The sequence below is a fragment of the Acidovorax sp. Root267 genome (assembly GCF_001429215.1).
In the GTDB taxonomy this organism is placed as follows: Bacteria; Pseudomonadota; Gammaproteobacteria; order Burkholderiales; family Burkholderiaceae_C; genus Acidovorax; species Acidovorax radicis.
In genome coordinates, this window is record NZ_LMJC01000034.1 from 69,082 (window position 1) to 81,275 (window position 12,194).

Sequence of the window (12,194 nt, forward strand, 5' to 3'; positions counted from 1 at the left end):
CGCTCCAAGTGCGGCAAGGAAGCCGCGAGCCCCACCCGAGGGTCGTATGATGACCGCCAATAACAAGGGCGGGAACAAGGGGAGGAAATGGTTGCAAACTGGCATAACGCCACACTGGCGTTTGCGGTGGGATTTCCACCGCTGCTCCAAAGTCTGCTGTTCTGGATCTTCGCGTCGCTGGTGGTCCATGTGTGCCAGCGCCTGGTCGAACACACGGCTTTTTCAGTCGATCCATCAAGCCGTCGCATCAGCGCGTCGCAGGCCGCCCTGTGCATTGGCTGCATTGTCTGGGCCTTGGATGTGGTGGGCCTGTTGATGTATGCCGAGCTGGCGCACCATGTGCTGGAACTGGTGCCCGCGCTCAGCGGTCTGCTCATCATGGCCGTGAGTGCGCGCTTGACCATCCCCACACTCAGCACGAGCTCCAGCAAGGCACGCATCGTGTGGGCGGGGGCATGGCTTGCGGCCGGCATGCTGGCCGCGCACTTCACCATCACCTGGGGCCATGTGCAGAGCTTCTCGCAGGTGAACGGGCTGGCCATTGCGCTGTCGATGGCAACCGCCGTGGGCATTGCCGCCTACACGTCCATTCGCCACCGCTCAGCCAAACTGAGTGTGCTCACGCCCCATTACCGCACGCAAACCTGGGAAGACAAGGTATCGTGCGGCGCCGCCATCCTGGTGCTGCACTGGATGCTGGTCAACACCTTCGCACCACATTCGGGCAACCCGCATGGCGAGTCCGACGGCATTGCACTGTTGGTCATCGTGCTGGTGTTTGCCATCGCGGTCGCCATGGAGCAAATGAGCAATATGCGCTGGGACGCAGGCCGCCAGCAGCTCTTGCGGCGCGGGCTGTCGATGATGCGGTCATCGGCCAGTGCACAAGATGCCCAGCGCGACATGCAGCTGTCGCTCATTGCAGACCATCTGCACAGGCTTCTGCACCCGGAAAACCTGGCGCTGCACTTTCAGCCCATCGTTGATTTTCAGCAGCATGGGGTGCAGTTCGAGGCCCTGCTGCGCATGACCGACAAGACCCTGGGCGCCATCAACCCCGAAACCTTCCTTTTGGTGTGCGAGCTGCAGGGCAAGACGGCTGAGGTGGATCGCATGATCCTTCGCAACGCACTCGACAGCGCAAAGGCGTGGCAAGCCCGGGGCCTGGCCGACATGGCCATCAGCGTGAACGTGGCCCCCATCACACTGCTGGACGAGCGCTTTGCCCACTGGCTGCGCGAAGAACTGGCCCAGCGTGCCCTGCCGCCAACCACCCTCAAGCTCGAAATGACCGAACACGCCATCATTGCGCTGGGTTCGGAGATGGTGACCGCCATCCAAGACCTGAGCACCATGGGTATTGCCGTGTGGATGGACGACTTTGGCGCGGGCTACTCGTCGCTGGGCATGCTGGCCGACCTGCCGATTGCAGGCATCAAATGCGACCGCCTCTTCGTGCGAAAGCTGCCGCAGGACAGCCGACGCCAGAGGCTGCTGCGGCACATCAGCGCATTGGCCGGGGAGTTCGGCCTGTCGGTAGTGGTGGAAGGTGTGGAGACCGTGGAGGAGCTGCAGACACTGGCCGCCATCGGGCTGCACTGCATCCAGGGCTATGTGTTCAGCAAGCCCATTCCGGCAGCCAACGTGCCCGACTGGTACCACACCCACATGCTGCCCCAGCGCGCCGTGCTGCAGGCCTCGCTGCACCCGGCCGGTTCGGCCACGGCAGTGGTACACACACCGTTTTCAGCACCCCGAGCGGCCCTGGCACCGTCGTCCACCCACTGATCCATGGCAACACTCAAAACGCTGGTCCTGGGCGGCTACGGCAACTTTGGCGCACGCATCTGCCGCGCGCTGGTGGGCGACGCGGCCACGCGCCAACACATTGCCTTGCTGGTGGCAGGCCGTGATGTATCCCGTGCCCAAGCCTTGGCGAACACGCTGGGCCACGGCGCCCGGGGTGTGGCCCTCGACCACCAGGCCCCGGGTCTGGCAGCCACCTTGCGCCAGTGGGGGGTGGGCCTCGTCATCCATACCGCAGGGCCGTTCCAGGCGCAGGGCTACAGCGTGGCCCAGGCTGCCGCCGAGGCGGGCGCGCACTACATTGACCTGGCCGATGGCCGCCGCTTCGTGTGCGACTTTCCAGCCGCGATGCAGGCCGCGTTTGCTGCTGCCGGGCGCACAGCCATCGCTGGCGCCAGCACCGTGCCCGCGCTGTCCTCGGCCGTCATCGACCACCTGTGCGCCGGCTGGCAGCACATCGACAGCATCGATATCTGCATCGCCCCCGCGCAGCGTGCGCCGCGCGGCCAGGCCACGCTGGCGGCGGTGCTGAGCTACTGCGGCTTGCCCATTGATGTGTGGGCCGGCGGCCGCTGGCACCCCCAGCGGGGCTGGGCGCATCCCGAGCCCGTGCAGTTTCACCGGCTGCAGCCGCGCCTGGGGGCGGTCTGCGACATCCCGGACCTGGAGATCTTCCCGGACCACTACCAGGCCCGCGACCGCGTTACCTTCCGCGCCGCGCTGGAGGTGGGCCTGGCCCAGCGCAGCTTTGCCGCCATCGCGGCGCTGCGCCACTGGGGCGTGCTGCGCCAGCCCGAGAAGCTGGCCTGGCTGATGCACCACACCGGCGGTGTGCTGGACTTCCTGGGCACACCCCTGGGCGGCATGGTGGTGCGCGTGGCAGGCAACGATGCACAAGGCCAGCCGTGCCGCCGCGCATGGCACATCGCAGCCGACCACGACCACGGCCCCGAAATCCCCTGCATGGCCTCCATCCTGCTGGCCCGCCAGCTGGCGGCCGGACAACCCCTGCCGACCGGTGCGCATACCAGCACCAGCCTGCTGCCGCTGGCGGCCTTTGCGCCGGAGTTTGCAAAGTGGGGCATGGTGACGGATGTGGTGGATGAACCGGTAACACCATGAGCCTTGCACAACACAAGCTGCTGCGCTACAGCCTGGTGGCCGTCTGGCTGGCCACCGCCCTGGTCAGCGTATGGGAACTCCACGGCCAAAGCCGCGAGCTGCTGGTGGGCCTGCCCTCTGTGTGGACGGAAGGCCGCGCACCGTGGCTGCCCACAGCCATCATCCTGGCCGGGGCGGCTGCCGATGCCGCGCTGGGGCTGTGGCTGGCGTTCCGACCCGGACGCAGCGCATATTGGGCAGCGCTGCTGCTGATGGCCGCGATGACATTGTTGGCCACGCTCATCCACCCCGCGTGGTGGTTGCACCCCTTCGGGCCGCTCACCAAGAACCTGCCCATCGCCGCCATCCTGTGGGTGCTGCTGCAGGACACCACCACCTCGCCGCCCTATCCATGAGCCTGTACCTCACCCTCAAGTGGCTGCACATCATCTCCAGCGTGCTGCTGGTGGGCACCGGGCTGGGCTCGGCGTTCTACATGTTCTTCACCAACCGCAGCGGCAACGTGCAGGCCCAGGCGGTGGTCAGCCGCCTGGTAGTGCGCGCGGACTGGTGGTTCACAACCCCTACGGTGTTCATCCAGCCCGCCACGGGGCTGGGCATGGCGGCCATGGCCGGGCTGCCCTGGAGCACGCCGTGGCTGGCCGTGTCCATCGCTCTGTATCTGGTGGCCGGTGCCTGCTGGTTGCCCGTGGTGTGGCTGCAGCTGCGCATGCGCGACATCGCGGCGCAGGCGGCACACGGCGATGGCGTACTGCCCCCGCTGTACTGGCGCTACGCGCGCTGGTGGGAGGCGCTGGGCTACCCGGCCTTTGTGGCGATGGCCGTGGTGTTCTACCTGATGGTGAACAAGCCCAGCCTGGGGTTCTGAGAACTATCATCGCCCCATGCTGATCGAGACGCTGGACACCGCCCGCGACCTGGGGCGCCTCAAGGAAATTCTGGGTGTGATGGTGCGCCACGGGTTTGGGGATACCGTGCGCCGCCTTGGCCTGGCAGACCGGCTGGAGCGCGCTGGCCAGGCCCTCAACTGGACCCACGCGGCCGACCTGGCCCGTGTCGAGCCCCCCGTGCAGGTGCGACTGGCGCTCGAAGAGCTGGGCCCGGCGTTCGTGAAGTTCGGCCAGATCCTGGCGGGCCGGGCCGACCTGTTCGGACCCGAGTGGATCGCCGAATTCGAAAAGCTGCACAGCCAGGTGCCCTCGGTTCCCATTGACGCCTTGCGTCCGCAGCTGCGCGAAGACCTGGGCGCCGAGCCCGAAGCTGTGTTTGCCTGGTTCGACACCACACCGCTGGCTGCAGCCTCCATTGCACAGGTGCACCGTGCCCGGCTGCAGGATGGCACCGAGGTCATCGTCAAGATCCGCCGCCCCGGCATTGCCGACACCATCCACGCCGACCTGCGCCTGCTGCTGCGCCTGGCCGCGCTGGCCGAGGCCGAACTGCCCGCGCTCAAGCCCTACCGGCCCCAGCAACTGGTGCGCGAGTTCGCACGTTCGCTGCGCCGCGAACTGGATCTGGCGGGAGAGTGCCGCCAGGCCGAGCGCATTGCGGCCCACATGGCCACGCTCCCGCACATCGTGATCCCACGCGTGCACTGGGCCCACACCAGCGAACGCATCAATGTGCAGGACTTCATTGACGGCACCCCTGGCGGTGCACTGACTGCGCTGACGCCCGAGGCCGGGTTTGACCGCGCGGTGCTGGCGCGACGGGGTGCACAGGCGGTGCTCAAAATGATCGTGCAGGACGGCCTGTTCCATGCCGACCCACACCCCGGCAACGTGTTTTACCTGCCGGGCAACCGCATTGCTTTCATCGACTTTGGCATGGTGGGCCGCCTGTCGCAGCGCCGGCGTGACGAGCTCCTGCAACTGCTGCTGGGCATGGTGGAGCACCAACCCCAGGCAGTGGCCGATGTGCTGCTGGACTGGACCAGCGACGGGCCAGGCGTGAACCTGGGCCAGCTGGAAACCGAGGTGGAGGCCTTCGTGGACCAATACCACGGCGTGCCGCTGGCCCAGCTGAGCCTGGGCCAGATGCTGGCCGACGTGAGTGCCATCCTGCGCGAGCACCACCTGGGCTTGCCGCCGGATCTGGCACTGCTGATCAAGGCCTTCATTTCACTCGAAGGCATGGGCCGCAACCTCGACCCCCAATTCCACATGGCCACCGAGGCCCTGCCCCTGCTCAAGCAGGTGGTGCGCGAGCGCTACCAGCCCCAGGCGCTGGCCGGGCGTGCCTGGAGCACCTTGCGGCGTGCGCTGGCCACCGTGGAACAACTGCCGGACGACTTGGGACGGCTGCTGCGCAATGCGCGGCGCGGGCACCTGCAAGTGGGCATTGAGCTGGCCCACCTCAAACGTGTTGGCGACCAGATCGACCGGTCGGCCAACCGGCTCGCGATGGCGCTGGTGATTGCGGCGCTGATCATCGGCTCGTCCATCGTGATGACCGTCAAGGGCGGGCCCACGCTGTTCGGCCTGCCTGCCTTTGGCTTCCTGGGGTTTTTTGGCGCGGTGGTGGGTGGCCTGTGGCTGGTACGGGCGATCTGGCGCAGCAGCCACCACCGTGATGACGACTAATGTGGCAGCCCGCACAGCTTCCCCCGGCTAGAAACTGGCGCAACCCAAGCCAGTGCCACCGTGGAACCGGCTCTGCCGGGCCACCGGTGGCGTTCCCCTACGGAGGAGGTCCGGAGCGACTCAGGGGGATTTACTTGCCCGCGTTCGGGAAAAACAGCTGCTCGCCCCCAATCTTGTAGCCCGCGATAGCCTGCTGGCCAGCGGGCGACACCACCCAGTCCACAAACTTCTGCGCGTCTTGCGACTTCACATGCGGGTGCTTGGCGGGGTTGACCACCATCACGCCGTACTGGTTGAAGAGCTTGGTGTCGCCCTCGACCAGCACGGCCAGGTCGGCACGGTTCTTGAAGTTGAGCCAGGTGCCCCGGTCGGCCAGCACATAGGCGCCACTCGACGCGGCGATGTTGAGCGCAGGGCCCATGCCGCAGCCACATTCCTTGTAGCCGCTGCCCTTGGCGGCGTCGGCGCCCGCAAGCTTCCAGTAGCGCAGCTCGGCCGCGTGGGTGCCGCTCTTGTCGCCGCGCGAGATGAAGTTGCCGTTGGCAGCGGCCAGTGTCTGCAGGGCCTGCACGATGTCCTTGCCCTTGGCGCCCACCGGGTCGTTCTTGGGGCCCACCAGGATGAAGTCGTTGTACATCACGGCATAGCGCTTCACGCCCCAGCCATCCGCCACAAACTTCTCTTCGGCCCCCTGGTCGTGCACGAACAGCACATCCGCATCGCCCCGGCGCGCCATGTCCAGGGCCTGCCCGGTGCCCAGCGCCACCACCTTGGTGTCGAGCCCACTGGCCTTCTTGAACTCGGGCAGCAGGTAGCCGAACAGGCCCGATTGTTCGGTGGACGTGGTGGATGCCATGGTGATGCTCTGTGCGAAGGCAGGCCCATTTGCTAGCAAAATAATAGCTGAAATCGCTTTATACAAAAGCGCTGGGGCACAAAAAGGCTTGAAACTTGTCATCGCGGAGCCGCCCCAAGATGAAAAAGCCCCCCTGGTGGGCAGCGACCACACGAAGTGGGGAGCGTGGGGGTCAATTCTCGTCATACCAGTTCTCCTTTGACAAACAGACGGGCGGCCTCGGGCAAGGGGCCGTTGAAGAAATCGTGCACCGGCAGGTCGGCCACCAGGCGGCCGTGCTCCAGGTAGATCACGCGGCTGGCCAGGCGCTTGACCTGGCCCAGGTTGTGGCTGCTGAACACCATGGTCACGGGGTGCGCCGGGCCTGCCGCACTGTGGCTGGCCGCAAAGTCGGCCATCAGCGCCTCCACCTCGCGCTTGGCATGGGGGTCGAGGCTGGCGGTGGGTTCGTCCAGCAGCAGCACATCGGGCCGCAGCGCCCAGGCACGGGCCAGCGCCACACGCTGCTGCTGGCCACCCGACAGGGTGCGTGCGTTCTGCGCGGCAATGTCCTGCAGCCCCACACGCTGCAAGGCGGCAATGGCCTGCAGCCGCGCATCGCGCCACCGCGTGCCGCGCAGCCACAAGGCAAGTGCCACGTTGTTCTGCGCACTCGTGCGCAGCATGTGCGGGCGCTGGAACAGCATGGCCTGGCGGAAGGCCGCGTTGCATTGAAAGCCGCCGCCGCTGGCGTCGGCCAGGCCGTTGAGCACGCGCAGCAGTGTGCTTTTTCCACTGCCATTGGCGCCCACCAGTGCCACGTGCTCGCCGGGCGCGATGCGCAGCGTGACCTGGTCCAGCGCCTGCACGCGGCCGTAGCGCACCGTCACCTGGCGCAGATCGACCCAGGGGTTTGCCAAAGGCCCGCTCATGCCGCCACCCCCACGGGCGTGCTGGACGCAGAACCATCCACGCGTTCGCGCCAGCGCCGCACCAGCGCGATCAGCACATTGAGCGCCAGCACCACGGCCAGCAGGATGATGCCCAGCGCCAGCGCCAGGGGCAGGTCGCCCTTGCTGGTCTCCAGCGCGATGGCGGTGGTCATCACGCGCGTGAAGCCGTCGATGTTGCCGCCCACGATCATCACCGCGCCCACCTCGGAGATCGCGCGGCCAAACGATGCCAGCAGCACCGTGAGCAAGGCATAACGTTCGTCCCAGGCCAGCAGCAGGCTGCGCAGCAACGGGCCAGCGCCCATGGAGCGCAGCTGTTCGCCATGCGCGCGTTCGGCATCTTCCACCACCTGGCGCGTGAGCGCCGTAACCACCGGCAAGACCAGGATGGCCTGCGCCAGCACCATGGCCTTGAAACTGAACAACCACCCCAGCGAGCCGAGCGGCCCGCTGCGCGAAAGCACCAGGTACACCACCAGCCCCACCACCACCGACGGCACCGCCAGCAAAGTGTTGAGCACCGCCAGCGCGGCTCCCCGCCCGGCAAAGCGGGCAACGCCGAGCCAGGCGCCCAGCACCAGGCCCACGCCGCAGGCAATCAGGCAGGCGGTGGCGCTGACAGACAGGGAACGGCCCACGATGGTCCAGAGGACGGGGTCGGACGAGAGGGTGAGTTGCAGCGCTGTGCTCGCGCTTTCCGAGAGAGTGGACATGGGTTCGGCTATCGTAGGCACCCAAGCAATGTCCAGCGATATGAACTCCCGTGCATAGGGTCCAACTTCACTACACACTCAGCCGCGATGCAGGCAACGCTCTGATCCGCAACCCGCTGCCCGAACTGCTGCAGGCGGTGGCAGAACAAGGCTCCATCTCGGGTGCTGCACGGGGGCTGGACCTGTCGTACCGCCATGTCTGGGGCGCGCTCAAGCGCTGGGAGGAGCAACTGGGCGGCGAGCTGATCATCTGGGGCAAGGGCCAGTCGGCCCAGCTCAGCGAGTTCGGCACCAAGCTGCTGTGGGCCGAGCGCCAGGCCCAGGCGCGGCTGGCACCACAGATTGCCGCACTGCACGCCGACCTGGAGCGCGCGTTTGCCGTGGCCTTCGACCCCAACGCCCATGTACTCACCATGTACGCCAGCCATGACGATGCCCTGGTGGCGCTGCGCACCCACGCCGCCGCACAGGCCGATGCAGGCGCGCTGCACCTCGATATCCGCTTCACCGGCAGCGTGGACGCGATCCGCGCGCTGAACGAGGGCCGATGCACGCTCGCGGGCTTTCACACGGTGGAGCAACCCGCCGCCGATTCATTGACCGCACGCACCTACAAGCCGCTGCTGCAGCCCGGGCTGCACAAGATCATCGGCTTTGCCCAGCGCACCCAGGGCCTCATCGTGGCACCGGGCAACCCGCTCGGGCTGGGCAGCCTGGCCGACGTGGCGCGCACCGGCGCCCGTTTTCTCAACCGGCCGCTGGGCACGGGCACCCGCGTGCTGCTCGACGACCTGCTCGCCCAGGCGGGCCTTTCTGCCTCGGCCATCCAGGGCTACGCGCTCAACGAACCGTCGCACACCGCCATCGCCCAGGCCGTGGCAGCGGGAGCAGCCGATGTGGGCATGGGCATCGAAGTGGCCGCCCGGGCTCGCGGGCTGGATTTTGTGCCGCTGGTGCACGAGTGCTACCACCTGGCTTGCCTGAAATCCAGCCTGGACCAGCCCGCCACACTGGCACTGCGCACCTTGCTGCAGACCCCCGAATGGCTGGCCCAGATGGCCACCCTGCCGGGCTACGCCCCCTGGCACTGCGGCGAGGTGCAGGCCATGAACACGGTGCTGCCGTGGTGGCGCTTCACACGCCCTAAGCTCGCCCCGCGCGCACGGGCTTGAAGGCTGGCGGACCTCCGCCCAGCGCCCTCCCGGCGCCGGTCATAGCAAAAGAGATGCCGCCGGCAGTCCCCCTGAGGCTTTGCGGGCCTATCCCGGGTGCAAAACCCTTGCAGGCTGGAAACAGAGGATGGGGGGTTGCGCCAACGACGGGAAGGTCTGGTGAGAGGGGCTGTGGGGGAAGACGGCACAACCCCACCTAAGGAAAACCCCAGGTTTCCGCGTCAGGCTTTCTTCAGCGGCAAAGGGGTAGTATCCGCGTAACTTCCAGACACCAGCAGACCCAACAGCGCATTGGGCCTGCATCACCGTTTTTATACTCGCAGGAGACACCAAGTGTCAGCACTACTCAAATTGGCCCTGGGCATGGACTGGATTTCCAGCCAACTCAGCAAGATTGCAACCTGGACCGTCCTCGCCGCGGCGCTCATATCGGCAGGCAACGCCTTCATCCGTTACGGGCTGGACCTCAGCTCCAACGCATGGCTCGAAATCCAGTGGTACCTGTTTGCCGCGACCGTGATGCTGGGCGCCCCCTTTGTGCTGTACATGAACGAGCATGTGCGCGTGGACATCATCTACGGCAAGCTGCGTGGCAACAAACAGGTGTATGTCGACATTGCAGGGCTGGTCGTCTTTCTGCTGCCGGCCATGGCACTGATCGCCTACCTGAGCTGGCCGCTGTTCACCCGCGCACTTTTCTCTGGCGAGATGTCGAACAACGCCGGGGGCCTGATCCGCTGGCCCGCCATCATGCTCATGCCAGTTGGCTTTTCACTGATGTTCCTGCAGGGCCTGGCGGAGATCACCAAGCGCGTGGCTTACCTGCGCGGCATCTACGAGATGAACACCCACTACGAGAAACCGGTTCAGTAATCAGGCCCATCGCGCCCAACCATGAACCTGCGTTGCCGCTGAGCTGCCAAGCCACCCGCACCGCGATCTCAATTCCGGATTTTCAGGAACAACAAAATGCAAATGGAAAACTTTGCCCCGATCATGTTCGCGGGCTTGGTGGTGGTGATGCTGATCGGCTTCCCCGTCGCCTTCTCGCTGGCCGCGCTGGGGCTGGCCTCGGGCTTTTTCGCCATCGAGATGGGCTGGTTCCCGGCCGTCTTCATGGCCAACCTGCCCATCAACATCTTCGGGATTCTGAGCAACGAGCTGCTGCTGGCGATCCCGTTCTTCACCTTCATGGGCGCCATCCTGGAGAAGTGCGGCCTGGCTGAAGACATGCTCGACTCCATGGGCCAGCTCTTTGGCACCGTGCGCGGCGGCCTGGGTTACTCGGTGATCATCGTGGGCTTCATCCTCGGCGCCATCACCGGCACCGTGGCTGGCCAGGTGATCGCCATGGCGCTGATCTCGCTGCCCGTGATGATCCGCTACGGCTACAACATGCGCTACGCCACGGGCGTGCTGGCGGCCTCGGGCACCATCACGCAGCTGGTGCCGCCCTCGCTGGTGCTGATCGTCATGGCCGACCAACTCGGCCGTTCCGTGGGCGACATGTACCGCGGCGCCTGGGGTCCTTCGATCCTGCAAGTGCTGATCTTCGCGGGCTACACCTTCATGCTGGGTGTGTTCAAGCCCCAGCACGTGCCGGGCATCCCGAAGGAAGCGCGCACCATGTCGGGGGCCAAGCTCTGGCTCAAGTGCCTGCGCGGCATCATCCCCTCGGCCCTGCTGATCTTTGCCGTGCTCGGCTCCATGGGTGGCTTGCCCGGCATCGACACCGCCATCGCGACCCCCACCGAAGCCGGTGCCATGGGCGTCGTGGGCGCCATGATCCTGGCTGCCATCCACAAGCGCCTGACCTTGTCGCTGATGTGGGAGGCCATGCAAGGCACGATGCGCCTGACTGCCATGGTGGTGTTCATCCTGATCGGTGCCCGCGTATTCTCGATGGTGTTCCAGGGCGTGGATGGCGCCAAGTGGGTCGAGCATCTGCTGTCGGGCCTGCCCGGCGGGCAGATCGGCTTCCTGATCGTCGTGAACCTGTTCATCTTCTTCCTGGCGTTCTTCCTCGACTTCTTCGAAATCGCCTTCATCATCTTGCCGATGCTGGGCCCGGTCGCGGACAAGCTGGGCATCGACCTGATCTGGTTCGGTGTGCTGCTGTGCGTGAACATGCAAACGAGCTTCATGCACCCGCCCTTTGGCTTCGCGCTGTTCTACCTGCGCGGTATCGCCAACACGCTGTTCAAGGAAGGGCGTATTCCCAAACCCGTGCTCTCCAGCGACATCTACATGGGTGCGATCCCCTGGGTGATCATGCAACTGCTGCTGGTGACCATCGTGATCTTTGTGCCGCAGACGGTGACCATGTTCCTGCCCAAGCAGGAGATCATCGATACCGACAAGGTCCAGATCGACGTACCCGCCGATGACCTGATGCGCTCGGAAGGCACGCCCAATGCTGGCGGAGAAACCGCCGGCGAGAACCCTTTCGGCAACGCCCCGGCGGAAGCAGCGTCGGAACCGGCAAAGTGATGCACAGGCCCTCTCCAGCCCCCTCATTGCCATGCTGAACTTCACGCCACTGCCCCTGCCCGAGCCCTTTCGATTTGCACCAGAGGGCGGCACGGTCGTGGGACCCGCGTTTTCGCGCTCCTTCCGGCTCCTGGCCACCGTGATCGTGGGTGGATGCGCCCTGTGGTTCGCCCAGTTGTGGACGCGGGGCGCACTGGGCACTTCAGTGGGCACCGGCACCGGGTGGTTCATTGCGGGGCTTGCACTGATGGCCTGGACCTGGTGGAGCATCATGGTGAGCACCACTCGCCTGGACCAGCGAGGCCTGCACCAGCGCTGGGTGTGGGACAAGGAAATGGCCTACGACGACCTGGCCTACGTGCGGCTGATCCGGGTCCGTGGATTCAGCTGGCTCATCGCGCCGCGTCTGTATGTGCGCACCCTGGCGGGCAAATTCACCGTGTTCTATGGCGCTACACCGGCCTTGATCCAGGAGTTTGAACGCATGAGGACAGAGCTCAGCACCTTCCGGCAGTTCTGAG

Annotated in this window: 12 protein-coding genes; 9 read left to right on the forward strand and 3 right to left on the reverse strand. The window is 66.0% G+C overall.

The features are described 5' to 3' along the window. Nucleotides 1-87 precede the first annotated feature (87 nt). The 5 genes from ASE39_RS24875 to ASE39_RS24895 are packed head-to-tail and all read left to right on the forward strand — an operon-like array spanning nucleotide 88 to nucleotide 5,510. Nucleotides 88-1,788 carry an EAL domain-containing protein gene (locus tag ASE39_RS24875; protein WP_057272889.1) on the forward strand — a complete coding sequence of 567 codons (1,701 nt, stop codon included), beginning with the start codon at nucleotides 88-90 and terminating at the stop codon, nucleotides 1,786-1,788. Between the two features lie 3 nt (nucleotides 1,789-1,791). After that, nucleotides 1,792-2,928: a saccharopine dehydrogenase NADP-binding domain-containing protein gene (locus ASE39_RS24880; protein WP_057272890.1), complete on the forward strand. Its 1,137-nt coding sequence runs from the start codon at nucleotides 1,792-1,794 to the stop codon at nucleotides 2,926-2,928. Beyond that, nucleotides 2,925-3,323 carry a DoxX-like family protein gene (locus ASE39_RS24885; protein WP_057272891.1) on the forward strand — a complete coding sequence of 133 codons (399 nt, stop codon included), beginning with the start codon at nucleotides 2,925-2,927 and terminating at the stop codon, nucleotides 3,321-3,323. The genes ASE39_RS24880 and ASE39_RS24885 overlap by 4 nt, the downstream gene beginning before the upstream one ends. After that, entirely contained in the window at nucleotides 3,320-3,796 is a 477-nt protein-coding gene (locus tag ASE39_RS24890; RefSeq protein ID WP_057272892.1) for a DUF2269 domain-containing protein, read from the forward strand. Before ASE39_RS24885 ends, ASE39_RS24890 begins: the two co-directional genes overlap by 4 nt. 16 nt (nucleotides 3,797-3,812) lie before the next feature. After that, complete coding sequence (locus ASE39_RS24895) at nucleotides 3,813-5,510, forward strand: AarF/UbiB family protein (protein ID WP_057272893.1); 1,698 nt, start codon at nucleotides 3,813-3,815, stop codon at nucleotides 5,508-5,510. 130 nt (nucleotides 5,511-5,640) lie between these two features. Here ASE39_RS24895 and ASE39_RS24900 read toward each other — a convergent pair whose 3' ends face one another. From ASE39_RS24900 to ASE39_RS24910, 3 genes are all read right to left on the reverse strand, one after another. Next, nucleotides 5,641-6,468, reverse strand: coding sequence for a substrate-binding domain-containing protein (locus ASE39_RS24900; RefSeq protein ID WP_057272894.1), 828 nt, complete (start codon nucleotides 6,466-6,468; stop codon nucleotides 5,641-5,643). Between the two features lie 80 nt (nucleotides 6,469-6,548). Next, complete coding sequence (locus ASE39_RS24905) at nucleotides 6,549-7,277, reverse strand: phosphate ABC transporter ATP-binding protein (RefSeq protein WP_035196750.1); 729 nt, start codon at nucleotides 7,275-7,277, stop codon at nucleotides 6,549-6,551. Further along, the gene (locus ASE39_RS24910; protein ID WP_057225464.1) at nucleotides 7,274-8,011 is read right to left on the reverse strand and encodes an ABC transporter permease; all 738 of its coding nucleotides are present in this window, start codon (nucleotides 8,009-8,011) and stop codon (nucleotides 7,274-7,276) included. Before ASE39_RS24910 ends, ASE39_RS24905 begins: the two co-directional genes overlap by 4 nt. A gap of 50 nt (nucleotides 8,012-8,061) precedes the next feature. Here ASE39_RS24910 and ASE39_RS24915 point away from each other — a divergent pair, with 50 nt between their 5' ends. The 4 genes from ASE39_RS24915 (at nucleotide 8,062) to ASE39_RS24930 (ending at nucleotide 12,193) form a co-directional block, all read left to right on the forward strand. After that, entirely contained in the window at nucleotides 8,062-9,183 is a 1,122-nt protein-coding gene (locus tag ASE39_RS24915) for a substrate-binding domain-containing protein (protein ID WP_057225462.1), read from the forward strand. A gap of 333 nt (nucleotides 9,184-9,516) precedes the next feature. Next, a complete protein-coding gene (locus tag ASE39_RS24920; protein WP_029413374.1) occupies nucleotides 9,517-10,056 on the forward strand; it encodes a TRAP transporter small permease subunit in 540 nt (179 codons plus the stop codon). Between the two features lie 96 nt (nucleotides 10,057-10,152). Beyond that, a complete protein-coding gene (locus ASE39_RS24925; RefSeq protein WP_010459817.1) occupies nucleotides 10,153-11,673 on the forward strand; it encodes a TRAP transporter large permease subunit in 1,521 nt (506 codons plus the stop codon). A 31-nt stretch (nucleotides 11,674-11,704) separates the two neighbouring features. Next, entirely contained in the window at nucleotides 11,705-12,193 is a 489-nt protein-coding gene (locus ASE39_RS24930) for a hypothetical protein (RefSeq protein ID WP_010459819.1), read from the forward strand. Nucleotide 12,194 lies beyond the last annotated feature (1 nt).

Bases quoted from the DNA above. Each gene is read 5' to 3' on its own strand.
- ASE39_RS24875 (WP_057272889.1), top strand. From the start codon at position 88: ATGGTTGCAAACTGGCATAACGCCACACTGGCGTTTGCGGTGGGATTT.
- ASE39_RS24880 (WP_057272890.1), top strand. From the start codon at position 1,792: ATGGCAACACTCAAAACGCTGGTCCTGGGCGGCTACGGCAACTTTGGC.
- ASE39_RS24885 (WP_057272891.1), top strand. From the start codon at position 2,925: ATGAGCCTTGCACAACACAAGCTGCTGCGCTACAGCCTGGTGGCCGTC.
- ASE39_RS24890 (WP_057272892.1), top strand. From the start codon at position 3,320: ATGAGCCTGTACCTCACCCTCAAGTGGCTGCACATCATCTCCAGCGTG.
- ASE39_RS24895 (WP_057272893.1), top strand. From the start codon at position 3,813: ATGCTGATCGAGACGCTGGACACCGCCCGCGACCTGGGGCGCCTCAAG.
- ASE39_RS24900 (WP_057272894.1), bottom strand. From the start codon at position 6,468: ATGACAAGTTTCAAGCCTTTTTGTGCCCCAGCGCTTTTGTATAAAGCG.
- ASE39_RS24905 (WP_035196750.1), bottom strand. From the start codon at position 7,277: ATGAGCGGGCCTTTGGCAAACCCCTGGGTCGATCTGCGCCAGGTGACG.
- ASE39_RS24910 (WP_057225464.1), bottom strand. From the start codon at position 8,011: ATGTCCACTCTCTCGGAAAGCGCGAGCACAGCGCTGCAACTCACCCTC.
- ASE39_RS24925 (WP_010459817.1), top strand. From the start codon at position 10,153: ATGCAAATGGAAAACTTTGCCCCGATCATGTTCGCGGGCTTGGTGGTG.
- ASE39_RS24930 (WP_010459819.1), top strand. From the start codon at position 11,705: ATGCTGAACTTCACGCCACTGCCCCTGCCCGAGCCCTTTCGATTTGCA.